The following is a 24883-nucleotide window of genomic DNA, read 5'->3' as shown; positions in this document are numbered from 1 at the left end:
CAGTGTCTGATTGAACAGGGAGGAAGCGCCGTAGGATTGAGAGCGTTTCTGCAAAACAAGGCTGTTGAAGTTCGCTCCGGAGCAGTTCCTTGAACCTCGTATGCCATTTGTAGATGGCAAGCGGGCAAGTAGGGGATACCGGTTCACGACCGTTACAACGTGCAGAGCGAGATGATCATGCAAAGCATGCATAAACCTGTACTGTCGAATGGCAGAAATTGTCGAAAGACAAAGCGCGGGATGAGCTGAGCAGGATTGTCTAACGAGGGTGGTACCACGGTCTTTTCGTCCCTTTACCGGGAGAGAGGACCTTTTTTTGTTGTCTGAAAAGCTGGATATGAAGAAAGGGGACTGAACAGGCGATGAGCGAAACCATCCAAATGAAGGAACATTTGCTGGCCTTGAAGGAAGAAGCACTGGAAGTATTGGAGAAGGTGGCAACGCCCAAAGAGCTGGCCGATCTGCGGGTTAAATATTCGGGTAAAAAGGGTGCGCTGACTGAAATTTTGCGCGGTATGGGCAAGCTGAGCGCGGAAGAGCGTCCAGTTGTCGGACAGGTAGCTAATGAAGTTCGCGAGGCGATTGAAGAAGTCGTCAACCGTAAGCAGGATGAGTTCACGAAAGCGGAGACGAATGAGCGTCTGCAAGCGGAAAAGATCGACGTTACGCTGCCTGGACGCACATTGCCGCAAGGTGGGCTGCACCCGCTTAATAAAGTAATTGAGCAGATTGAGGACATTTTTACTGGTATGGGTTACCGGGTTGCGGAGGGTCCACAGGCAGAGACAGATTATTATAACTTTGAAGCGTTGAACCTCCCTAAGAATCACCCGGCGCGGGATATGCAGGATTCGTTTTATCTGACCGAGGATCTGTTGATGCGTACCCATACGTCACCTGTTCAAATTCGCGCAATGGAGGCGATGAAGGGCGAAACGCCGATTAAGGTCATTTGTCCGGGTACGGTTTTCCGACGTGATGATGACGATGCTACGCATTCTTTCCAATTCCACCAAATTGAAGGGCTTGTGATTGGAAAAGACATTCGCATGAGTGATCTGAAAGGAACCTTGCTGCAATTCGCACGCGAAATGTTCGGGGAATCGACCGAAATCCGTCTGCGTCCAAGCTTCTTTCCGTTCACAGAGCCGAGTGCTGAGGTAGACGTGACTTTTGTAAAGAAAAATGGCGAGCGCGTATGGATCGAAATTTTGGGCTGTGGCATGGTGCATCCGAAAGTACTGGAAATGGGCGGTTTTGATCCCGAGGTATATAGCGGTTTTGCATTCGGTATGGGTGTAGAGCGGATTGCCATTTTGAAATACGGAATTGACGATATTCGTCATTTTTATAACAGCGACCTGTCATTCTTGAAGCAGTTTGCGCGTCAATAAACAACTATATCGAGGGAAGTGAACCCATATGAAAGTATCATTCGATTGGCTATCCGAGTACGTATCGCTGGATCAGGTGAGCGCGGAGGATCTGGCTGAGAAAATCACCCGTTCGGGCATTGAAATTGATGAGGTCGAACATCGCAACAAAGGGATTACAGGCGTCGTGGTTGGTTATGTCAAAAGCAAGGAAAAACACCCTGATGCGGATAAGCTGAATGTGTGTATCGTCGATGCGGGACAAGAGGAAGATTTGCAAATCGTGTGCGGCGCCAAAAATGTGGATGCAGGGCAAAAGGTTCCTGTTGCCATCGTGGGCGCGAAGCTGCCGGGAGATTTTCAGATTAAAAAGGCCAAGCTGCGTGGTGTTGTATCCATGGGTATGATCTGTTCGGCGAAGGAACTGGGCATGAATGACAAGCTGCTGCCCAAAGAGCTGCAAGAAGGTATTCTCGTACTGCCTGAGGATGCTGAAATTGGTACGCCGATTACGAAGCTGCTCGCGCTGGATGATCAGGTGCTGGATTTTGATCTGACACCAAACCGTTCGGATTGCTTGAGTATGCATGGTGCGGCTTATGAAGTGAGCGCGATTCTGGGGCGTGACATTTCGCTGGCTGAACCGGCTAAGGATTTGGTGGAAATCAGCGATGCGGCGGCAGATCATCTGTCGGTAAAGGTGGATACACCTGAACTGTGCACGCACTATGCGGCTCGATATATCACGGGTGTAAAAGTGGGGGCTTCTCCGCTGTGGATTCAAAACCGCCTGATGGCGGCGGGTGTTCGTCCAATCAACAACATCGTGGATATTACGAACTATGTCATGCTGGAATACGGTCAGCCGTTGCATGCTTTTGATGCGGATAAGCTGGAAAATGGCAACATCGAAGTACGTCTCGCTCGTGCAGGCGAAACATTGGTTACGCTGGACGATCAGGAGCGCAAGCTGGAGCCACATATGCTGCTGATTACAGACGGCGTGAAGCCGATTGCGCTGGCAGGGGTGATGGGCGGAGCCAATTCTGAAGTTACAGATGCGACGGTCAGCATTGCGCTGGAATCTGCAAAGTTTGACGGCGGTACGGTTCGCAAAACGTCCCGTCAGCTTGGACTTCGTTCCGAAGCAAGCCTGCGTTTTGAAAAAGAGGTTGATCCGGGTGCTGTTGTACCTGCGGTGAACCGTGCGGCAGCGCTGATTCAGCGTTATGCAGGAGGCACTGTACACCAGGGTATCGTAGAATCTGCTTCTGCGAAGGCCGAGAACCGGATTATCAAGCTGTCGCTGGATAAAGTGAACCGATATTTGGGAACAGAGTTGTCGCTGCTTGAGGTGAAAACGATTTTCGGTAAACTTCATTTCGGATGCGGTGACGTGGAGCAAGGTGTGTTGGAAGTGGAAGTGCCTACACGTCGCGGGGATATTACCATAGATGTGGATTTGATTGAAGAGGTGGCCCGCCTGTATGGTTACGACAACATTCCGACGACGCCGATTGAAGGACCGACGACGCCGGGTGCTTTGACGGCATCGCAATCACTGCGCCGTTCGCTGCGGAAATTGCTGGCCCATGGCGGTTGGCAAGAGACGATTAGTTACTCGTTTGTGCATCCGGAAAGTGCAGGTTTGTTTAATGCGCTGACAGAGGGAAGCCATCCTGTACGTTTGGCGATGCCTATGAGCGAAGACCGCAGTGTGCTGCGTACGAGCATTATTCCGCAAATGCTGGATACAGCAGTGTATAACATGAACCGGAAGCAGGAAAATCTGGCGATTTTCGAAATAGGAACTGTATTTTATACCGCGGAACAAACGCTGACTCGCCAGCCTCAGGAAATTCAAGTGCTCAGTCTGCTGCTGACTGGCGTACGCCGTGAAAAACAATGGAATATCGGTGCTGAGAAGGTCGATTTCTTTGATATTAAAGGCGCGCTGGAAACGGTATTTGACTATTTTGGATTGGGTGCAAGCATCCGTTATGTGGCTGACCAGCCGCAAAGCTATCATCCGGGACGTTCTGCCTCCGTATGGCTGGATGTGAATGGGACCTCCCAACGAATCGGCACCATCGGGCAGATCCATCCGGAGCTGCAACAGTCTTATGGGCTGAATGATACGTATGTAGCGGAAATTGCGTTGCAACAGGTGATCGAACACGCCAACAGTCACATTCAGTTCAGAGAGCTGGCTCGCTTCCCGTCCGTGGAACGCGACATTGCCCTCGTGGTGGATAAGGACGTAGAAGCAGGCGAACTGCTGCGTGTGATTCATGCGGCGGGCGGAGAGCTATTACAGGATGCACGGGTGTTTGATGTATTTACAGGTAGCAAGCTTGGCGAAGACAAGAAGAGCGTAGCTATCTCCCTGACCTACCGTCATTGGGAGCATACGCTGACGGATGAAGAGATTAATGCGGCGCATATTCCTGTCGTGACGTCTCTGGAACAAACTTTTGGAGCGGAATTGAGAAAGTAGCAGGAAATGCGGGGAGCCGTATCGAATCTTAGTGACAGAGGTTCGATACGGCTTTTTGGCCTATCATCATTGAAGCTCTCTACTCTGATATTCACCCGCTGCGGGGAAACCGGACTAATGGGGTTGAACGCTTCACGAAGGGCGGGTTACCATAGTACCGGACACAACTTAGAATCAACATACAGTAGTATTGAAGGAGGGCATAATTGTGACTACACCAGATCGTACTCGCGTCACTGTAGAGATCTACGGTACTTCTTATAAACTCGTCGGCAGTAATACCGATTATATGAAGCAGGTTGCCAATTACGTGGATGAACGCATGCATAGCATTTCTCAGGCTCATTCGCGTCTTGATATGCCCCGAATTGCCGTGCTGGCTGCGGTTCATATGGCAGAAGAAGCTGTACAAATTCAGGAAATTCAGAGTCATATGAACCGGTTGGCCGGGGAGCGGGCGGAGCTTCGGGGCGAACTGGCTCAACTTCAGACGGCTCTTGGAGAACAGCAGCAAAAAAATACGGATATGCAGCAGTCTTTTGCCCAATTGAAGGAAGAGAAGGAAACGGTTATGAAAAAATGGACGGAGACCGAATCCGCATCAGCCAGGGAAATTGCCGAATTAAAGGCGAAGCTGGAACAGCAGGAGAAAAAAGCGGCAGAACTCGAAAATGGACAAAAGCAGGCTGAACGTCAATTGGAGGAGTCCCGTCAGGAAGCTTCCCGTAAGCTGAAAGAGCAGCAGGAGGCGGCAAATGCCCGTATCCGCCAGATGGAGGAGCAAACCAAGAAGGAGCTGGCCGAAGCGGCCAAACAGGCAGAAGCCAAGCTGTCGGCTGCGGAGAAGGCTCAACAGGAGCGTCAGCGTACAGAGCTGGACAAGCTGCGTTCTGCTTTGCAGCAGGAGCATAGCCGGAAGGTCACTGAATGGCAGGACAAGTGGTCTGGGCTGAATGAGCAGCTGGAGCAGGAGCGCAAACAGGCGGAACTGGTGCTGAATGAGGAAAAGCTCCAGCATCAGGAAGCGGAGAAACGAGCCGAGGAAGCTGCACTGGAGCAGGAGATTCGGGTCGAGGAGCTTCAAGAGCAATTGGAGCAGGCTCAAGCAGGCAGTACAGAGCTGTCTTCCCGTCTGGGAGAGGCGCAAGAGCAGGTTGCAGCATTGAAGCAACAGCAGTCCGAACTGGAGTCTATGCTGGAAACACAGCGACAGGCTGCGACAGAGCGCGAGCAGACGGATACACTTGCGCGTGAAGAGCTGCAAAGCCGTTACGATGAATTGGCGGCGGAAGCCAAGGCAACGCAGCAGCAAGCGGCCAAGCTGGAGGAAGAACAGCGCCGAATGCAGAAGTTGCTGGAGCAGGCGCATGTGTCCTCCCGCAAACTGCAAAGTGAGCTGGCTACACTGGCCGAAAGCGAGAAGTCTTGGCAGAAGCTTGCAGAGGAGCGCAAGCTCGCAGTAGATGAACTGGAGCTTTCGATACTGGAAGTACGTGAACAGAAGGAGACTGTACAGGAGCAATTACAGCATGCCGTGACTGAGGTTGAAGCTGTAAATCATAAGTTTGCTGCACAGCAGCAACGTCTGTTGCAGTTGGAAGCGAGAATCAAGGAGCTTTCACCTGAGCTGATTCGCGTTCAGGACGAGCTGGAGAAGGCAATCCTGCGTGAGCAAGAGGGAACAAAGGCTTACAAAACGCTTCAGGAGCAGTATGGAAGCATGAAGAGCCGGGCAGAGCAACTGGGACAGAATATCAAGCAGCTCCAGCGTGAAGATAGTGAACGGCGGAAGGAACTGGAGCGTGCTGAAGAGGAATCACTGGAATGGCAGCTTAAATATGAGCAGTTGAAGGCCGAAGCGGAACGTTTGGAAGCCGAAGATGCTGCCCGCAAGAAAGAATTTGCTTCGTGGGAACGGGAAATAGCCGTAACAGTTGAACAAAAGGAACAGCTTCAAGAGGAAATTCGTCTGGCCGTTGAAGCTGCCGAGGCGGCGAAGGCTGAACGGCAATCTGTAGATCAGGAACGGATGGCTTTACAGTCCGAGCTGGAGGAAGTCGGTCAGAAGTATGAGCTGGCGGCTCATCAGCTTCGTCTTTTACAGGTTCAGCAGGATGTGGATCGGGAAAATACGGAGAAGATATCGACGGAATTACGTCAATTGCAAGAAGAGTATACCAAGCTTCAATCCGAGTACAATGAGTGGATTGAATTAATCGAACAGGATCAGTAGATACGGATTATACATGCAATGCAATCCCCGGCTGCTTATCGCCGGGGATTATTTGTATGCTGTATTCTGTTCGGTTCTGTAGATGACAAAAGGCTGTCCATCGGCAGAAGAAATCTGCTGTGGAACAACCTTGTCGGAAATGTGAACCCAAATTATTTCTCGCTCTTGCGGCCGGCTTCAAACGGTGTCGATACCGGAATGAAGAGGTCGATAATCCCGATAACCAATGCAGCGAGCAATGCGCCCAGAACGGAAACACTGACATGGGTCACGACATATTGAGCCATCCAGATAACCAGAGCGCTCACCAGAAAGCCTACGATACCGCGTCCGAATGGTGAAACGCGTCGGCCAAACATAGCCTCAATGATGTAACCGATCAAGGCAATGACAATGGCAAGGATCAGCGCGCTCCAAAAGCCGCCTACACTAAAGCCGGGAACGATCCAGCTTACGACCATCAGAACCAAAGCGGCAACGATGAAACGCACAATGTGCCCGAGAATGCTCACGGAATAACCTCCTTTGTTTTTTGAATGTACAGGGTTATACAAAGGTATTGTGTGGCATAAACGGCTTTCTTATGTGTAAAACAGAGTTGGCAAATAGCGTAAGTGCGCGGCTTTCGTTATAATATAGATATAAGTGAAAGGAGTAGTGAAGTTGGACTCTAAAATATTCAAAACCCTAGAATATCAAAAAATTTTAAATAAACTAAGTCACTATGCTCAAACCGCGATTGGTCAGCAGACAGCCCAGCGGCTACAGCCCAGCGATGATTTGGAGCATATCAAGAAATTGCTAAAAGGCACGGATGAGGCCTATGCTGCCGATCGACTTAAAGGAGTACCCTCGTTTAACGGAGTCGTGGATATTACTCCGGCGGTCAAGCGCGCCCGTATCGGCGGAACATTGAGTCCACAGGAGCTGCTTGGCATTCGGACAACAGTTCAGGCTGCACGCCGTGTACAGGTGTACGTGGCAAGTTTGCATGAGGAAAATCCAGTTGAAACACTGCTGTATTGGAGTGAGCAGCTTTCAGAACAGAGAGGTCTGGAAAACTCGATTAAAGGCTGTATCGACGAAAATGCAGAGGTACTGGATTCTGCCAGTACAGAGCTTTCACAAATCCGCAGAGAGCTGCGCTCGGGTGAAGTGCGTATTCGGGAAAAGCTCGATTCCATGATTCGTTCCTCCACCGTATCCAAAATGCTTCAGGATCAGTTGATTACGATCCGTGGAGACCGTTTTGTAATCCCGGTTAAAGCCGAGTATCGTTCTTATTTTGGCGGAATTGTGCATGATCAATCCGGTTCCGGTGCAACGCTGTTTATCGAGCCTGAATCCATCGTGGCCATGAACAACAAGCTGCGGGAAACACGGTTGAGAGAAGAACGCGAAATTGAAGTGATTTTACAAAAGCTGACCGCACTTGTCGCAGAACAAGCGGATATGCTGCTATATGATGTAGATGTTTTGGGGACGCTTGATTTTATTTTCGCCAAAGCTCGTCTCGCTCGTGAGATGAAGGCAACCTTGCCTTTGATGAATGATCGGGGTTACTTGAAGCTGAAAAAAGGCAGACACCCTCTTATTCCGTTGGAGCAGGTCGTTCCGATTGATGTGGAGCTGGGCAATTCGTATACCTCCATTATCGTAACCGGACCGAATACAGGGGGAAAAACCGTTACGCTGAAAACCATCGGCTTGCTTAGTCTGATGGCGATGTCGGGACTTTTTGTGCCTGTAGAGGACGAGAGCCAGCTATGCGTATTTGATGCGATCTATGCAGATATTGGTGACGAGCAAAGCATTGAGCAAAACCTGAGTACCTTTTCCAGTCATATGACCAACATTATCAGCATCCTAAAAAATATGACGCCTAAAAGCCTTGTGCTGCTTGACGAGGTAGGTGCAGGAACCGATCCTGCGGAAGGCTCGGCTTTGGCTGTATCCATTCTCGAGCATATGCATGCTTTGGGTTGCCGTATGGTTGCGACGACTCACTACAGTGAATTGAAGGCCTATGCCTATGAGCGCAAAGGAATCATTAATGCGAGTATGGAGTTCGATGTTGCTACATTAAGTCCGACATACCGCCTGCTCGTGGGTGTACCTGGTCGAAGTAACGCTTTTGCCATTGCTGAGCGCCTGGGATTGCCGAGTCGTATTTTGGATTATGCCCGTGGTGAGGTGACAGAAGAAGACCAGCGCGTAGAACATATGATTGCGTCACTGGAACAGAATCGTCTGACAGCCGAGCAAGAGCGGGAAAAGGCGGAACAATTGCGTGGGGAGATGGAAGAACTGCGCACCCGTCACCAAAATGAGCTGGATAAGCTGGAAGCACAGCGGGACCGTATGCTGGAGAAAGCGGCGGACGAAGCGAGAGGTCTCGTGGACAAAGCTCGCAGCGAGGCCGAGAAAATCATTGCCGATCTGCGTAAGTTGGCTCAGGAAGAAGGAGCCTCTGTTAAGGAGCACAGGCTGATTGCAGCCCGCAGAGAGCTGGATGAAGCGGAACCGAAACAGCGTAAGAAAAGCGCAGTCAAGCGCCCGGCCGCTGCACGTACTCGTTCTATCGTAGCTGGCGATGAGGTATCCGTTCAGAGTCTGAATAAAAAAGGCCATGTGGTGGAACTGTCCGGTAGCAAGGAGGCCGTGGTGCAACTGGGAATCATGAAAATGAAGGTCAGTCTGGACGATCTGGAGCTACTGCAACCCGCCCAAACAACGGCACCGAGAGTCCAGAAGCCGGTAACTGGCATTAAGCGAACACGGGATGATAATGTGCGAAACGAGCTTGATCTGCGCGGTGCGAACGTGGAGGAAGCGCTGATGGAGGTAGATCGCTTCATGGATGAAGCATTTCTGGCCAATCTGGGGCAGGTACACATTATTCATGGCAAGGGTACAGGGGTTCTTCGGACCGGTATTCAGGAGTACCTTCGCAAGCATAAGCATGTGAAAAGCTACCGTATCGGAAATTACAATGAAGGCGGCACAGGCGTGACGGTTGCTGAATTGGAATGAGCTACGGGTTACCGGCCATTCGGTCGGGAACGCTTTGTAGAACGGGAGGGACAAAGTGAAGATGGCGATTGATGAATTGCTGTCACATCCGTTAGGAATGATGCTGGGCTATTTCTCGGTGGCGGTGCTGGAGCTGATTGTATTTTTGTCTTGCTTTGAGCTGGTAACCCGCTATAAATGCTGGGAAGAGATCAAACGCGGCAATATTTCAGTAGCGATGGCTACGGGCGGGAAAATGTTCGGTATTTGCAACGTGCTCCGCTTTGCGATGGAAGCCAAATCCAGCGTGTACGATACGATGATTTGGTCGTTCGTCGGCTTTTTACTGCTGCTTGCGGCGTACTTTCTGTTTGAGTTTCTGACACCGGTATTTTCAATCGATCAGGAAATTAAGGAGGACAACCGCGCTGTCGGCTTGTTCTCCATGATTATCTCGATATCGTTATCTTATGTGATCGGTGCCAGTGTAACTTGACACATCCTGTATACTAGAGCTTGGTATACGCATGGAACGGAAGGATGATGAAGCTTGGAAATGACTATTTGTCCATGGTGTAACATGGAAATTATTTGGGATGAAGAATTGGGACCTGAAGAAGAGTGCCCTTATTGCCATAATGACCTGAAAGGGTATTCGGATATCACCGATGATGAAGATGAAACGGAGTCTGATTCTGCACATGTTCATGGGCATACGGATGAGCACCGACATGAAGAAAGTGAACACATGCATACTCATGCACATGACCACGAACACAGCCATGATGATGCGACTTCTGTGGGTCAAGCAGCGCCTTCCCCTGGGAAGGAAGACCTAAAGCGCTATCGTACGTTGAGCATTCAGCTTGGGGATGATGATGAGCAGGATATTTTATATGAAGCAGAGGATGAAGTCGTAGTTGAAAAGCCGGCTGACGCTCCATTGTTGCAGGACAACGAGCTTCATAAGCTGCCTGTGCTGCATACCCTGCAAAAATTTGAAGAAAGCGGTGCGGATCTAATGGCTTATGAACAAGGCGCTGAACAAATACTCGACAGACAAGATGAGGTTCTTGAATGTTCCCAATGCGGTGAATACATGCTGCATGCAGGTTCGCAAACCGTGACCGGAGAAGGCTTTGTACCGTCGATGTCTCCTGCGCTCGGCAGACCTGTTCTGGATTTGCCGTTTGTCTTAAATGTATATGTATGTCCAAGCTGCTTCCATGTTCAGCAGACGTTGTCAGAGGATGACCGATTGCGTTTGTTAGAGAAGCTGAGTGGTATTTCCAACAATTAATTATATTCCCCCGGATAAGCCCAAGTTGAATTCGGGCATCTTAAGCCGAAGAAGCTCCGAAGCAAGCTGAGTTAAAAGGAGCTGAATGGTGATTTTCGGTTAGGGGGAAATTCATTGAAATCAAACCTGAACGGACAATCCATTCTGCTGCTAAGCCTGAATGGATTGTTTGTGTTTGCGGCAGCTTTGTCAGGTACTTTTCTTAACGTATATCTGTGGAAAAGCAGGCAGGATTACGCGATGATTGGCTGGTTTAATGTTAGCCAGCAAATTGCGCTGGGAATCATGGTCTGGCTGGCTGGAAAATGGGTCAAGGAGCATAACAAAATGAATGCTCTGCGCGTAGGGACCGCGTTGTCCGGATTATTTTATCTGGTGGTTTTATATACGGGATCGCAGGCTGTAAACTACATATGGCCGTTAGGGATGCTATTGGGTGCAGCGTTGGGTTTGTTTTGGCTAGCTTTTAATGTGATTTTTTTTGAGGTCACAGATCGGGTAAGCCGGGATCATTTTAACGGATGGGTGGGCCTGCTGGGCTCGTTTTCGGGCATTGTCGGTCCTTGGCTGTCCGGCTGGATTATCGCCCGTATGGAGGATGATGCGGGATACCGCGTGATATTTAGCATCTCTTTGGCACTTTATGTGGTGGGGGTAGTGCTGAGTTTCTTTCTTCGCAAGCGTAAGACGACAGGAAGTTACAATTGGCTGGAGCCCAAGCAGCGTTTGTCGAAAAAAGGAAGTATGTGGCGGCCATTGTCGTTGTCGCTTGTTACACAGGGCATTCGTGAAGGGGTTTTTGCCTTCCTGATTACGCTGCTTGTGTACGTCGCTACTCAGCAGGAGTGGAAGCTGGCGCAGTTTTCGCTTATTACATCCGCAGTTTCATTTTTCAGCTTTTGGGCTGTTGGCAAATGGCTCAAGCCACATTATCGCTCGGTTGGCATGCTGTTGGGTGCCGTGCTGCTGGTGATTGCGCTTTTGCCGTTACTGTGGCGTATGGAGTATAGCACGCTGCTGATTATGGGCATCGGGACCGCCTTGTTTTTGCCGTTATATTTAATCCCGATGATTTCCGCTAGCTTTGACCTGATGGGAGTGAGCGAAAAGGATGCTAATCAGAGGGTGGAACTGGTCGTACTACGCGAGTTGTGTCTGATGGTAGGTCGATTGACAGGAATGCTTATCTTTCTGGGTGTGTTGAGTATGAGCAAGGCACCTATAGCCATGATCTGGCTGTTGATTGGACTTGCATTAATGCCCGTGGCGGGATGGGTATTTATGCGCAATGTGCTAAAGAAGGAGCAAACAACGAAACAGAGCAAGTCTCATTCCAAGGCACGACGCTGGCACAGGCAAACCGAGTAGCTTGAAATATATATTCAAAAAAGAGCCTCCAAACCCACGAAAATGGGAATTGGAGGCTCTTTCGTATTTCGTATTTATTAAGCCAGCGGCTCCGTGATTTCGGGTGAAGGCTTGGTGGTACGTGTTAGTGAAAAAAGCTCCATCTCAGGTCGGTGTGTGCCCGTCAGTTCATCAGTCAATAGCTGTGCAGCCATCATGCTGGTAACTGTACCGTTTCCCCCATAGCCCTCCAAAAAGTAGCAGTTCGGAAACCGCGGGTGCGGGCCAATATACGGTAAGCCATCATGGGAGGAGCCAAAGACGGCTGCCCATGCATAATCAATCTTGAAGGGTATATCCGGAAAATGCTCCTGTAATGCTTGCAGCAGCTTTTTCTGTTGGTGCAACAGTCTGACTTCACGTTGGTCCGGGTCGAGTACAGGTTCATCCAGCCCTCCGATAATCACGCGTCCTTCCGTGGTGGAGCGTATATACAGATAAGGACGGGCGGTTTCCCAGATCAGACATTGCTCATGCCACATGGCTGAATCTCCAACTGGATTGGTGGCAATCGCATAAGAGCTTTCCAGTATGGCTCCACGATCCTTTTTAATTTCCTGGGACTCATAGCCTGCCGCAAAAATAACCTTCTTCGCCCGAATGGTTCCACCGCTGGTATGACAAACAACCTCATTGTCGCCAAATTCAAAATGCTTCGCTTCGGTATGCTCATATAAGTGTACACCAAGACGACTGGCAGATTGCAGGAGTCCCTGTGCAAAAAGAAACGGATTTACCTCTCCATCCTCATGTGTATACAGCGCAGCCGGTTTTCGAAAAGGAAAACGAGCAGCCACCTGTTGCTCATCCCAATATTCCACCGGGAATCCAAAGCGGGTTAGCTGTTCGAACTCTTTTTGGAGCACCGACACATCCTCGGGTGTACTCGCATAATACAGGCTGCTGCGCCGGATAAAGCACGGATCCAGGTCCACTGTGCTAGCCAGCTTTTCCAACTGATCCAGCGCATCCTTGCACATCCGATAAAACAGTACCCCATTAGCCTCACCAAAGGTGTTGATAAAAGAGGTCAGCGTCTTATCGTTGCTATATTTCAGCAATCCGGTATTGGCCGAAGAACTTCCATGCGCCAGTTTGCGCTTATCAATCACGACCGTATCTACCTTTCGCTCCCCTAGCAGCCGGGCACAGAGCGCTCCACCCATCCCACCGCCGACGATAAGCACATCACAAGTCAAATCTTCTGTTAAAGGAGGAAAATCCAGTTTCTGCTCCAGAATACTAGGCCAATACGTATTTCCACTAATCAATTCCATAACAAAACACTCCCTATAAGCAATGCAATATGCAATATTTAATGTGTGTAGTTATTTTGAGTCCCGTGGCAACAGCGATCGTAAGATCAAATGGATCGCGTAGCGTCCTCAGCAAAAGAAACCGCCCCTCACAAAATTATCAAATTTCGATAAACTCCGCTCCTCCTAGCATATACATATAATCCCGCCAAACGGACAAGCTAACCAGCTTGCAACAAAACATTTAAGGAGGCACAGACCATGCAATCTACGAACATGCAACCCTTAACTGGCAAAGAACTGGAGTACATCGCAGACTCCATTTCCAATGAAAAATTGCTACTCAAGCAATGTGCGGCGACAGCGGCATCCGTCCAGCAGCCTGCTATTCAACAAGCCTGTTTGCAACTCGCTAGAACTCATGAGCACCACCTGAACTTGCTTTCAAATGCTCTCCAACAGCACCAACAGCTTGCTCCTATGCAACCGCAGCAGTAATCATGCATTAACCATAAAGGAGGTATGACAGGATGTATTCACAGAACAATATGTCATTTATGCCCGAAGAAGATTTGCTCTATACCATTCTTGCTGATATGAAACGTACAGTGCGCGAGTACACAACGGCGACAACAGAATCCAATTGTCCGTCTGTGCGTCAGATGTTCACTGACCTTACGAACGACACGTTACGTCTGCAAGGTGATTTGTATCGTCTGATGAGTCAGAACAATATGTACTCCACTCCATCTAAAGCACTGCGCATCGATTTGGACAAACAGATTCAAGAAGCTCGCAAGACCCAACAGGAGTGCCAGCAGTTCATTCAGCAAAAATCGTCCTCAGCGGGAGTATACGGTCAACCGATGCATCAACAGGGCCAGCCGTCTCACCAAAACAACCCTTACTATATGTAAACGGGACACTCCGCTTTTGAAGCCTTTTCTCACAACAAGCCGTCCGTCTGCCGGGTTCACCGGGGCGGGCGGTTTTTCTTTGCAGGTTTAAAGCACGTATTGTATGATGTATAGTAATCTCTTTTGATGGAGGCCTTATGTAGAATGACAGAACTGAATGATTTGAAATTAAAAGTGCTGGAATTGTTAAAAGAAGATGCAAGAAGGACGCCGACTCTGCTTGCTACCTTGCTGGGAGTTGGCGAACAGGATGTACGTGCCGCGATTAAAGAGCTTGAAGACCAACATGTGATCGTCAAATACGCCGCTGTGGTCAATTGGGATAAAGTCGACGACGAAAAGGTTACTGCTTTGATTGAGGTGCAGATTACACCAGAGCGGGGAAGAGGATTTGAAGGCATCGCCGAACGGATTTATTTGTATCCACAAGTTAAATCAGTATATCTCATGTCCGGTGCATACGACTTGCTAGTGGAAGTAGAAGGACGCAATCTTCGCGAGGTAGCGAATTTTGTGTCGGAAAAGCTGTCGCCTATTGATTCGGTCCTGTCCACCAAGACCAATTTTACGCTCAAAAAATACAAACAGGACGGAATTATCTTCGAAGATCATCAGGAAGATAATCGTCTGATGATTTCGCCGTAAAGGAAGATCATGATGAATATCAAACCTGAAGCATTGACTGACAGTAGCAAAGCCATGAGCTCATATTTGTCTCCATTGGTGCGCGAGATTCCATCCTCGGGCATCCGTAAGTTTTTTGATCTGGTGGGCGGCAACAAGGATATTATTACTCTGGGGGTAGGCGAACCGGATTTTACAACCCCTTGGCATATGCGGGAAGCCTGTGTTTATTCATTGGAACGGGGGTTTACCAGCTATACTTCCAACGCGGGTATGCCTGAACTGCGTGAGGCAATTAGTGAATATCTGGATGAGCAATTTGCAGTCCGCTATGATCCAAAAAGTGAAATTATCGTGACGGTGGGCGGTAGCGAAGCGATTGACCTGGCTTTGCGTGCGTTAATTGTACCCGGCGACGAAATTCTCGTTCCAGAGCCATGCTACATCTCGTATTCTCCAATCACTTCCATTGGCGGCGGTATTCCCGTAGGAATCGAAACCTTCGCCAAGGATGAATTCAAGCTGACAGCAGAGGCGCTGGAGGCTAAAATCACACCTAAATCCAAGGTGCTGATTTTGTGCTATCCGAGCAATCCAACCGGGGCGACCATGACCTATGAGGATTGGCTTCCGATTGCGAAAGTTGTAGAAAAACATGATTTGATCGTCATTTCTGATGAAATTTATGCAGAACTGAATTATGGCGAGAAGCATGTCAGCTTCGCGGCTGTGCCGGGCATGATGGATCGTACCATTCTCGTCAGTGGTTTTTCCAAAGCCTTCGCTATGACGGGCTGGCGTATTGGGTATACATGTGGGCATCCTGATTTAATTGCCGCTATGCTTAAAATCCACCAGTATACCGTGATGTGTGCGCCTTCGATGGGTCAGGTAGCGGCTCTTGAGGGGCTGCGCAATGGTTTGGGCGAGAAGGATCGCATGGTGGAAGCTTACAATCAGCGTCGCCGTCTGATGGTTGAAGGATTTCGGGACATTGGTCTGGAATGCCACGAGCCGAGAGGGGCTTTTTATGTTTTCCCAAGTATTCAAAGCACAGGACTAAGCTCGGATGAATTTGCGCAACGTCTTTTGGCAGAGGCCAAGGTTGCGGCTGTGCCGGGGAACGTGTTCGGTTTGGGGGGCGAGGGATATCTTAGATGCTCGTATGCGACCTCTGTGGCTCAACTGACGGAAGCATTGGATCGTATTGGTCATTTTGTAGAAAAAGTAAAAAAAGAAGGTTAAAATTATTTTTTTATGGGTAAATCATAGAAAATAGTATTTTATTTCTAAATTTATATGCTATAATTTGAAATCGAAAGCAGGAAGTTTAATTTTTCAATTGCAGGAGGAATGCTCATGTCATATGTTGGATATAATTCATCGGGTTCAATAGGATACGACATTTCCCTGGAAGATGAAATTTTGTTCCTGCGCAATGAGATGATGCGGACGTTTCAGGAAGAGAAGTCCTTCACCTCTGATCTTGTCATTGAGATCAGTTGCAAGCTCGATTTGAAAATTAACGAATACATGAAGCTGTACGGTACGGAATGCAAGGTATAACCGTGTGAAGCCAAGCCGTACGTATAGAGAAGGCCGCAGGGCCTTCTTTTTTTGCGTTCACAACTTATGATATATTAGTGGCATGGAAGAGGGGGCGTACATATGAGAGCAGGGCTGAAAAGGCTGTCGCCATGGATCATCGGAATGCTGGCACTCGTGCTGTTGGCGGGATGCGGGGGGCGAGACAAGGACAGTTTCACCATTTTTATCATGGATAAGCAAGGGGATGCTTCAATTATTCGTGATGAGCTGGCGCAAAAGCTTAAGGATAAACTGGGCGAACAGGCTCCAACCATCGAGATTGCAGTTAGCCCATTGTATAACCAGCAGAAACTGGTCGTTGAATATGCAGCCGGGGAACACGACCTGTTTATTTTGCCGGAAGAGGATATGAAGTTGTATGGACAGAATGGTTCGAATTTGCCTTTAGATGATGCTTTTGACAAGAAAACGTATGCTCGGGGTGTGTTCGAGGGCGGCGTATTTAAGGAGAAGGAGCAGGGGGAAAAAGGAACAGATATGATCAAGGAAACTCATTTGTTCGGGATTCCGGTGGAGCAGATGAAGATGTTCAAGGATGTAAAATATAACTCCAAAACATTATTTGCTACCGTGCCACCGCGTACGAGTAATAAGGAAGAAGCCATTAAGGTATTAAAAGCACTGACGGAATGATAGAGGGGATGAGATACCATGGGGATTTATACAAGAACAGGCGATGAGGGACAAACCTCGGTGATCGGCGGTCGAGTGTCCAAGGATGATGACCGTGTGGAGGCATACGGCACGATTGACGAATTGAACAGCTTTGTAGGACAAGCGATCAGCTTTGCCGAAGGTGAAAAGTTTGCGGATATTCGGACTCAATTGGAGGAAGTACAGCAGGAATTGTTCGATTGCGGCTCGGATTTGGCGTTTGTCAAAATTAACGAAAGTAAATACAAGGTGAAGGATGAGCTGGCAGAGCGACTTGAAGGCTGGATTGACGCATGTCAGGAGGAAAATCCGAAGGTGGAGCGTTTTATTATTCCGGGGGGGAGTACGTTGTCCTCAGCACTTCATGTTTGCCGTACGGTTTGCCGCCGTGCGGAACGTCGTGCTGTCACACTGGGTAAGCATACGGAAATCAATCCTGCGGTACGTCGGTATTTGAACCGTCTGTCCGATTATTTCTTCGTCGTGGCCCGCACCGCGAATGTACGTCAAGGGGTACCGGATGTCGAATATGTGCGCAGCAAAAAAGTGTTCCGCAAATAAGGAGGCAACCGGGAATTTGTGATGAGCTTGTACTATGAACCTATCGTGTATACGATCCCTCCTGAGGAGGAGGGAATGCTGTTGAAGACCATTTTGCAAAAACGTATGAATGTTTCACGCAAGCTGATTTCCAAACTCAAGCTGACGGAACAAGGCATTATGCTGAACGGAACACGAGTGTATATCAGCGTAAAGGTACAGTCCGGGGATCGGGTGGAAATTCGTATGGAACGCGAGCGTTCCGATGATATTTTGCCTGAACCGATTCCTTTTGACATTTTATTTGAAGATGAGCATTTATTGGTTGTCAACAAGGCGGCGGGTATGATTGTCCATCCGACTCATGGTCATTACACGGGAACGCTGGCTAACGGGGTTGTGCATTATTGGCAGGCCAAAGGTGAGCTGTTCAGGTTCCGTCCCGTTCATCGTCTCGATCAGGAGACGACGGGTGTCCTTGTGGTGGCTAAAAATCCATATGTACACCAGCATATTTCCGAGCAAATGATTTCGGGGACGGTGGATAAGCGCTACACGGCCCTGGTGCACGGTTGCCCTGATCCACAGGAAGGAAGGGTGGATGGGCCGATTGACCGTAATCCGGATGATCCGCATTTGCGCATGGTGACCCCTGATGGTTATCCGGCCCTTACACTCTATAAGCTGGAGGAAGCCTGGAATGAGGGGAGCCGCATCGGGATCAAGCTGGAATCCGGACGTACACACCAAATCCGGGTACACATGACTTCTATCGGATGTCCGTTGATCGGAGATAAAATGTACCGAAATACGCCTGCTGACGCTGCGCAACGTAGGCGTTATGGTCAGTTGGATGCCCAGATGCCCCGACAGGCACTGCATGCCTCAGAGCTGTCCTTGGTGCATCCTGTGACCAGAGAGCAGTTGACGTTTTGCGCCCCATTGCCGGACGATATGGCCCAGTTGCAGGAGCTGTTAAGAGCGAAATGTCGTCCGTAATAAAATATATACAAAGCGAATGAAATACGGAGGGTTAACATAAAGATGAGCCAGTTGAAAGTATACCAGTACTCCAAATGCAGCACTTGTCGCAATGCAGTGAAATGGCTGCAAAGCAAGGGACATGAAACGGAATTGATTCCTATTTTTGAACAACCGCCCGGCCCGGAGGAATTAGCTGATTTAATCAGCAAAAGTGGACTGGAGCTGAAAAAGTTTTTCAATACGAGCGGTGAGGTATATAAGGAGCTAAAGCTGAAGGACAAGCTGGCAGACATGAGCCGTGAAGAGCAAATCTCGCTTTTATCCTCGAATGGAAGATTGATCAAGCGCCCGATTGTAACAGACGGGAACAAAGTAACGGTAGGCTTCAAAGAGGAAACATTTGAGGAAGCATGGAGCGCTCAATAACGTCCAATTTGGCTCCGCGATGTGTTATACTGTTGGAGTTAAATAATATGATGAATGGGAGCAATACAATCTGTGACACAACGTAATGAACAATCCATAATGCTGGTTGACGGCATGGCTCTGTTATTTCGCGCTTATTATGCAACTGCTGCAAACGGTTATATAAGGCGTACAAAGGCCGGAGTGCCAACGAACGCCATATATGGTTTTATTCGATATTTTTGGGATGCGGTACAAACCTATAATCCGACGCATGTCGTATGCTGCTGGGATATGGGAGGAATGACGTTCCGCGGGGAGCATTTTGCTGCGTACAAGGGGAATCGCGCTGACGCGCCAGATGATTTGATTCCTCAATTTACATTGATCCGTGATGTGACGGATAGCCTCGGCATTCCTAATATTGGAGCCGCAGGCTTTGAAGCGGATGATTGCATCGGTACGCTGGCACGCCACTATACGCAGAATGAGGACATGGATGTAATGATTCTCTCTGGAGATCATGATTTACTCCAATTGGTGGATGAGCGGACACGGGTTATTATTATGAAAAAAGGTCACGGCAATTATATGGTGTACACCCCGGAAACGTTACTGTCTGAAAAAGGGCTCAAACCCCGCCAAGTTGTGGACCTCAAGGGCCTGATGGGGGATGCAAGCGACAATTACCCGGGAGTACGAGGCATTGGTGAAAAGACGGCACTCAAGCTGGTACAGGAATATGACTCCATTGAAGGTATTCTGGAGAATCTGGATCAATTGACGCCAGCAGTGCGCAAAAAGATCGAGAGTGATCTAGATATGCTGCATTTGTCACGTAAGCTGGCAGAAATTCACTGTGGTGTACCTGTAGCATGCGCACTGGACAGTTGTCTGTTGACGCTGGATCATGTGCAAATTGTAGATAAGTTTGAGGAGCTTGAAATGAAAAGCTTGTGTACGTTAATGGGTGTGGCAACTGGATCATAACGAAGCCAGTTTGGCTTCACAGGTACAACTCGGAGCTCGTATTACACATATGAGGATGCTGGCGCTTGGTGCGTTAGTGTCCTTTTTTATACACAGTTATGTCAAGGGAGATATATATTGTTGTGAAGGATTATATACAATTGGGATAAGGGGATTGACCTTGGACATGTTTCAGGTGAATATAGGATAGAGAGAACCGGATCATGACTGAGAGGGGACAACAGCAGCTATGACAGTATTGGGAGCAATTGAGGCAGGCGGTACCAAATTTGTATGTGGAATTGGCAACGAACAGGGAGAGGTGCTGGAACGCGCGAGCTTTCCGACAGCCACGCCAGCAGAAACGATGGCGAATGTCGTTGCATTTTTTGAAGGGAAGGGCATTGAAGCGCTGGGCGTAGGGTCGTTCGGGCCGATTGATCCTATCGAAGGCAGTGATACATATGGCTATATTACAACAACGCCAAAGCCGCATTGGGGCAATTATAACCTGATCGGCAAACTGAAAGAGCATTTTGACGTACCTATGGGATTTGACACGGATGTGAACGGTGCAGCATTGGGCGAATCCATCTGGGGGGCGGCTAAGGGACTGGATAGCTGTCTTTATATTACGATAGGTACAGGTATCGGAGCGGGTGCTCTGGTCGGTGGAAAGCTGATTCATGGATTGTCCCATCCTGAAATGGGCCATATCCTGGTGCGTCGTCATCCGGAAGATACCTATGAAGGGACATGTCCTTATCACGGAGATTGTCTGGAAGGGCTGGCTGCGGGTCCTGCACTTGAAAAAAGATGGAAGGTCAAAGGCCATGAGCTTTCTGTGGATCACCCGGCATGGGAGATGGAAGCTTATTATTTGGCACAGGCTTTGATGAGCTATGTATTGATTCTTTCACCGCAAAAAATTATTATGGGCGGCGGAGTGATGAAGCAGGAGCAACTGTTCCCACTCGTTCGCGCCGAGCTTCAAAAACTGTTAAACGGATACGTACAGCATCCGAGTCTGACTACAGAAATTGATCAGTATATCGTGGCCCCAGGCTTGGGAGACAATGCCGGATTGTGCGGCGCTCTTGCCTTGGCAAAGGAAAAGCTGAACAAATAAGAATTACGGGTTGACGACAATCCGAGGTACGGTTATCATATAGGCAACAGCATAGTACGGCTCAAAAAGGGAAGCACCTTTCTTGCAAATACGCGAGATAGGTGCTTTTTTGCGTTTGGCGTTGTACCGGACTGTAACCCAATTATAAGCATGGAGGAAAAAGCATGGAAATTTTATTTTTAAATCGCTTGTCCAAACGGAATGAACAGGGTCATGAGCAATTTGCCCAGGTATGGATTGGACAACATGATGGGGTATGGAGTGCAGGGTGGAGCACACAACACAGCTTGGATGAAAGCACAGATGATCTGTGGTATGAGGGCAGCTTGTGGCAGGAGTTGCTGCATGTGTACCGTCACGAGCTGGCGCTTAAGATGGCAGAGGGCTACAGACCCTTAATCCATGGTGTTTTTCATGAGCAGGAAGGGGCAGCAGGACGTGGGCAAACATTACAAAAGCTGTATTGTTATAGTGATTTGTTTCCGCGTGATGATGTGTATGAGCAATTGACGATGTGGAGACGACAAAAGGCGGCTGCCGAGCGAAAAGCACCCTATTTTATCGCTACCAATCGTCTGCTCCGGTTGATTAGCGTCTATCTTCCCCATACCGAGGAGGAGTTGCTGGAGCTACCAGGGGTGGGGCAAGGTAAAATATCTCAATATGGTCAAGAGCTGCTGGCTATTACGACACAAAATGACCGGACTACCCCATTTCCGCTAAATTGGGTAACAGAGACGCTGGATGAGGAAGTTTTCTTATCATGGCTGTACAAGCAAAAAGAGAACCAATATAAGCAGGAACTGAATAAATTCAGTCTGACAAAAACCATTATTGAAGGTATTTCAGACGGTCTTACGTTGGAGCATATTGGACTGAAGGCGGGGTTACATCGTAGAGAAATGATTGAAGCAGTGGAGCATTTGGATCGAGATGGAATCGATATGGAAAAGCTGATCCGTCAGGAACTGGTGAACGTATCTGAGGAAGAGCAGACGGCGATCTGGTCTGCGTATGAAGAACTGGGGGATACGCTGCTCAAGCCCGTCATGCTGCGGGTATATGGTGAGGAACAGGCTGCGGAAACGGGGCTGGATCAAGTTTATGAGCGGCTGCGTCTGATTCGTATCCGTTTTCGCCATCAGGTGGCATCAGATCGACATGCGGGATAACATCGCGCAAATATAAAATAATCACACAAAAAAAAGCAGTAGCTATATCCTGTGAGGATACGGCTACTGCTTCAACCTTTTCTTTTCAAACCCAATCCTTCTTGCGGAAAATACAGAACATGCTAACCCCCAGCGCCACCATAATACCAATGACGATAAAATAACCATAACGCGTATGAAGCTCAGGCATATTATCAAAGTTCATACCATAAATTCCGGTAATCACCGTCAACGGCATAAACACGGTTGTAATCGCTGTAAACACGCGCATGATTTCATTCGCACGGTTAGCGATACTGGATTGATAAGCTTCTCGAAGGTTACCCATTAGATCGCGGTAAGTTTCGAAAGTCTCCGAAATTTTCACGGCATTTTCATAAATATCGCTAAAATATTTTTGCAATTGATCGTCGATCAGCCGTAAATCCCGTTTGTTCAACGTATTGATGACTTCTTTTTGCGGACCAAGCACTTTTTTCAGCCACAGAATCTCACTGCGTAAGCCGATAATTTCATTCAAATGCGATTTTTTTGTATGCATCAGAATGTCTTCTTCCAGCTTCTCAATGCGAACCTCAATCCGGTCACCAACCAGAAAATAGTTGTCAACGATCAAGTCGACCAACAGATACATAAAACGGTCAGGCTGGCTGACCTCCTGCTCCCATAACATAGGCTTGAGGGTGCGTAGCTCATTGATTTTCTGCTTAGTCACCGTAATGATGAAATGGCGGCCGAGAAAAATGTTCAAAGCACGTAAAAATATTTCTTCATCATCAAAACGAATGCTGTTTACAACGATAAAATAATGGCTCTCGTAAATTTCAATCTTCGGGCGCTGCTCTTCTTCGCTCAAACAGTCCTCTACTGCGAGATCATGCATGGAGAATAGAGGCTGGAGCACTGCCAGATCATCAACATCGGCATCAATCCAATAAAAACCTTCTGCTGGCGGAGTAAGCGCCATTTCAATTTCTTCGACAGGGGTAAAAACCCCGTTGTTTACCAAACGGATTTTCATATATGTCACTCCTTATGCTCCGTCGTAACGGAAAATACGTGTACCTCAAGCATAAGGAATGGACTCAGTTAGCCAGTTAGCCGGATCGGGTAAGCGGCATCCCCATCAAAAGCCAGAGGCTTTTGGAGCATGCAGAGCCTGGCGTCCCGTCTTTCGGCAAGCTGAAGTCATTCCTATGCTGTTGTTCAGGGATCGCCGCCTATTCGGACTCGGGTCGCCTTCCATTCCGGATTCACCTCACAAATGTTCTTTTTTAGGTTGCCACAGTATCGCAGAAAGCACTCTAAATCTGCACGACTGCTTTATATTTTCGGCCTATAGCACTTGTATAGTATAACGCTCGGCCTACAGCCTTTCAAGCGCAAAATCATGGGCTAAATCAACAGTAGTGACAAGAGCTTCGACGACAGGGTAATGTATGATTTAACATATGGAAATATAAGACGAAGTGTGAATGCAGGGCACAAACTTACAAGTCTCATCTTGACGAAGCCCAGCGGATGCATTAAAGTGAACAACAAGAACTTTTTATGAACCCAAAATGAATATAGCGAAATCTTATCAAGAGCAGGTGGAGGGACTAGCCCGATGATACCCGGCAACCGGCGATTTTAATCGCACGGTGCTAATTCTTGCAGGACGCGCGCTTTTTACAAAGAGCGATGCCCTGACAGATGAGAGAGGCGCATATGGATACAAATATGACCTTTCTCGTAACCGAGGAAGGTCTTTTTATTATATGCCCGGCATCTCAACATGACGATTTTCGCAAAAACTTCACCGAACAAGGAGTGAGTTTACATGCCGATTAAAATTCCGGATACACTACCTGCCAAGGAAGTGCTGGAGGGCGAAAATATTTTTGTAATGGATGAAAGCCTGGCCTATCATCAGGATATTCGTCCGTTGCGCATCGCCATTTTGAATTTGATGCCTACCAAAGAAACAACGGAAACTCAACTGTTGCGTCTGGTCGGCAATACCCCGCTTCAAGTGGACGTTACGCTGGTACACATGAAGTCGCATGTATCTAAAAATACATCGCAGGAATATTTGAACATGTTTTATAAAACGTTTGAGGAGATCAGAAACAGCCGTTTTGACGGCATGGTGATTACGGGAGCCCCCGTTGAACAGCTTGAGTTTGAAGATGTGAACTACTGGGAGGAAATCCGGCAAATTTTTGAATGGACGAAAACGAATGTAACTTCGACCATGCATATCTGTTGGGCCTCACAGGCGGGTCTGTTTCATCATTTCGGCGTTCCCAAATATGGACTTGATTACAAATGCTTTGGCGTTTTTCCGCATTGCGTTATTAAACCTAAAGTGAAATTGCTACGCGGTTTTGATGAATTGTTTTATGCACCTCATTCCCGGCATACAGAGGTTCGGCGCGAAGATATTGAGCATATTGCCGAACTGGAGCTTTTATCCGAATCCGAGGAAGCCGGAGTGTATCTGGTAGCTACGCGTGATGGCAAACAAATCTTTGTGACTGGGCATTCCGAATACGATCCACTTTCCCTGAAATGGGAATATGATCGTGATGTCGCCAAAGGGATGGATATTGAAGTACCAAAAAATTATTTTCCCAACAATGACCCTGAGCGTACACCGCCCTCAACCTGGCGTGCGCATGCCAATTTATTATTTTCAAATTGGCTCAACTATTATGTATATCAAGAAACCCCTTTCGATATCGGGCCCCAGATTTAAAAAGGGGCTTAACGTTTATATCTACGCAGTACCACCTTGCAGCAGCGCAGCAGTATAGATATG

The 24883-nt window shown here is 48.3% G+C and carries 23 protein-coding genes and 1 riboswitch; of the genes, 20 read left to right on the top strand and 3 right to left on the bottom strand.

What is annotated here, in order from left to right:
• The first annotated feature begins 362 nt into the window (after positions 1-362).
• From pheS to zapA, 3 genes are all read left to right on the top strand, one after another.
• Complete coding sequence (gene pheS / locus E0698_RS10325; protein ID WP_273041806.1) at positions 363-1394, top strand: phenylalanine--tRNA ligase subunit alpha; 1032 nt, start codon at positions 363-365, stop codon at positions 1392-1394.
• A gap of 28 nt (positions 1395-1422) precedes the next feature.
• Positions 1423-3870 carry a phenylalanine--tRNA ligase subunit beta gene (pheT, locus tag E0698_RS10320; RefSeq protein WP_192511490.1) on the top strand — a complete coding sequence of 816 codons (2448 nt, stop codon included), beginning with the start codon at positions 1423-1425 and terminating at the stop codon, positions 3868-3870.
• Positions 3871-4078: 208 nt separating this feature from the next.
• Positions 4079-6103 carry a cell division protein ZapA gene (gene zapA, locus E0698_RS10315; protein WP_192511489.1) on the top strand — a complete coding sequence of 675 codons (2025 nt, stop codon included), beginning with the start codon at positions 4079-4081 and terminating at the stop codon, positions 6101-6103.
• A 152-nt stretch (positions 6104-6255) separates the two neighbouring features.
• On the opposite strand, the gene E0698_RS10310 is transcribed toward zapA, so the two are convergent.
• Positions 6256-6615: a phage holin family protein gene (locus E0698_RS10310; protein ID WP_134910561.1), complete on the bottom strand. Its 360-nt coding sequence runs from the start codon at positions 6613-6615 to the stop codon at positions 6256-6258.
• Positions 6616-6766: 151 nt separating this feature from the next.
• Here E0698_RS10310 and E0698_RS10305 point away from each other — a divergent pair, with 151 nt between their 5' ends.
• The 4 genes from E0698_RS10305 to E0698_RS10290 all read left to right on the top strand — a co-directional run bounded on the left by E0698_RS10305 (position 6767) and on the right by E0698_RS10290 (position 11783).
• Entirely contained in the window at positions 6767-9136 is a 2370-nt protein-coding gene (locus E0698_RS10305) for an endonuclease MutS2 (RefSeq protein WP_192511488.1), read from the top strand.
• Positions 9137-9197: 61 nt separating this feature from the next.
• Complete coding sequence (locus E0698_RS10300; RefSeq protein WP_007429540.1) at positions 9198-9611, top strand: DUF350 domain-containing protein; 414 nt, start codon at positions 9198-9200, stop codon at positions 9609-9611.
• Between the two features lie 54 nt (positions 9612-9665).
• Positions 9666-10415: a hypothetical protein gene (locus tag E0698_RS10295; protein ID WP_192511487.1), complete on the top strand. Its 750-nt coding sequence runs from the start codon at positions 9666-9668 to the stop codon at positions 10413-10415.
• Between the two features lie 114 nt (positions 10416-10529).
• Entirely contained in the window at positions 10530-11783 is a 1254-nt protein-coding gene (locus tag E0698_RS10290) for an MFS transporter (protein ID WP_192511486.1), read from the top strand.
• 77 nt (positions 11784-11860) lie between these two features.
• On the opposite strand, the gene E0698_RS10285 is transcribed toward E0698_RS10290, so the two are convergent.
• Complete coding sequence (locus E0698_RS10285; protein ID WP_192511485.1) at positions 11861-13099, bottom strand: NAD(P)/FAD-dependent oxidoreductase; 1239 nt, start codon at positions 13097-13099, stop codon at positions 11861-11863.
• A gap of 240 nt (positions 13100-13339) precedes the next feature.
• Between E0698_RS10285 and E0698_RS10280 the strand changes: the two genes are divergently transcribed.
• The 12 genes from E0698_RS10280 to E0698_RS10225 all read left to right on the top strand — a co-directional run bounded on the left by E0698_RS10280 (position 13340) and on the right by E0698_RS10225 (position 22080).
• The gene (locus E0698_RS10280; protein WP_025682365.1) at positions 13340-13576 is read left to right on the top strand and encodes a hypothetical protein; all 237 of its coding nucleotides are present in this window, start codon (positions 13340-13342) and stop codon (positions 13574-13576) included.
• A 32-nt stretch (positions 13577-13608) separates the two neighbouring features.
• A complete protein-coding gene (locus E0698_RS10275; RefSeq protein WP_134910557.1) occupies positions 13609-13995 on the top strand; it encodes a spore coat protein in 387 nt (128 codons plus the stop codon).
• A gap of 144 nt (positions 13996-14139) precedes the next feature.
• Positions 14140-14640 carry an Lrp/AsnC family transcriptional regulator gene (locus E0698_RS10270; protein WP_134910556.1) on the top strand — a complete coding sequence of 167 codons (501 nt, stop codon included), beginning with the start codon at positions 14140-14142 and terminating at the stop codon, positions 14638-14640.
• Between the two features lie 12 nt (positions 14641-14652).
• Positions 14653-15864, top strand: a complete 1212-nt coding sequence (locus tag E0698_RS10265; protein ID WP_134914380.1) for an aminotransferase class I/II-fold pyridoxal phosphate-dependent enzyme — start codon at positions 14653-14655, stop codon at positions 15862-15864.
• A 114-nt stretch (positions 15865-15978) separates the two neighbouring features.
• Positions 15979-16185, top strand: coding sequence for an aspartyl-phosphate phosphatase Spo0E family protein (locus E0698_RS10260; protein ID WP_044646649.1), 207 nt, complete (start codon positions 15979-15981; stop codon positions 16183-16185).
• 102 nt (positions 16186-16287) lie between these two features.
• Positions 16288-16860, top strand: a complete 573-nt coding sequence (locus tag E0698_RS10255; RefSeq protein ID WP_192511484.1) for a hypothetical protein — start codon at positions 16288-16290, stop codon at positions 16858-16860.
• An 18-nt stretch (positions 16861-16878) separates the two neighbouring features.
• Positions 16879-17442 carry a cob(I)yrinic acid a,c-diamide adenosyltransferase gene (locus E0698_RS10250; protein WP_134910554.1) on the top strand — a complete coding sequence of 188 codons (564 nt, stop codon included), beginning with the start codon at positions 16879-16881 and terminating at the stop codon, positions 17440-17442.
• 21 nt (positions 17443-17463) lie between these two features.
• Complete coding sequence (locus E0698_RS10245) at positions 17464-18420, top strand: RluA family pseudouridine synthase (RefSeq protein WP_192511584.1); 957 nt, start codon at positions 17464-17466, stop codon at positions 18418-18420.
• 45 nt (positions 18421-18465) lie between these two features.
• Positions 18466-18831, top strand: a complete 366-nt coding sequence (locus E0698_RS10240; RefSeq protein WP_025682357.1) for an arsenate reductase family protein — start codon at positions 18466-18468, stop codon at positions 18829-18831.
• A gap of 72 nt (positions 18832-18903) precedes the next feature.
• Positions 18904-19800 (top strand): 5'-3' exonuclease H3TH domain-containing protein, encoded by an 897-nt coding sequence (locus tag E0698_RS10235; protein WP_192511483.1) that lies wholly within the window; start codon positions 18904-18906, stop codon positions 19798-19800.
• Positions 19801-20029: 229 nt separating this feature from the next.
• Entirely contained in the window at positions 20030-20908 is an 879-nt protein-coding gene (locus E0698_RS10230; protein WP_044647418.1) for an ROK family protein, read from the top strand.
• Between the two features lie 164 nt (positions 20909-21072).
• Positions 21073-22080, top strand: a complete 1008-nt coding sequence (locus E0698_RS10225; protein ID WP_134910552.1) for an HRDC domain-containing protein — start codon at positions 21073-21075, stop codon at positions 22078-22080.
• 85 nt (positions 22081-22165) lie between these two features.
• On the opposite strand, the gene corA is transcribed toward E0698_RS10225, so the two are convergent.
• Positions 22166-23101: a magnesium/cobalt transporter CorA gene (gene corA, locus E0698_RS10220; protein WP_134910551.1), complete on the bottom strand. Its 936-nt coding sequence runs from the start codon at positions 23099-23101 to the stop codon at positions 22166-22168.
• A gap of 555 nt (positions 23102-23656) precedes the next feature.
• A riboswitch (SAM riboswitch) is annotated at positions 23657-23782 on the top strand.
• A 120-nt stretch (positions 23783-23902) separates the two neighbouring features.
• On the opposite strand from corA, the gene metA reads away from it, so the two are divergent.
• Positions 23903-24820, top strand: coding sequence for a homoserine O-acetyltransferase MetA (gene metA, locus E0698_RS10215; protein ID WP_192511482.1), 918 nt, complete (start codon positions 23903-23905; stop codon positions 24818-24820).
• Positions 24821-24883 lie beyond the last annotated feature (63 nt).

This window comes from Paenibacillus sp. 23TSA30-6, from assembly GCF_014858585.1.
Classification (GTDB): Bacteria; Bacillota; Bacilli; order Paenibacillales; family Paenibacillaceae; genus Paenibacillus.
This window is presented reverse-complemented; position numbering and strand designations above follow the sequence as displayed.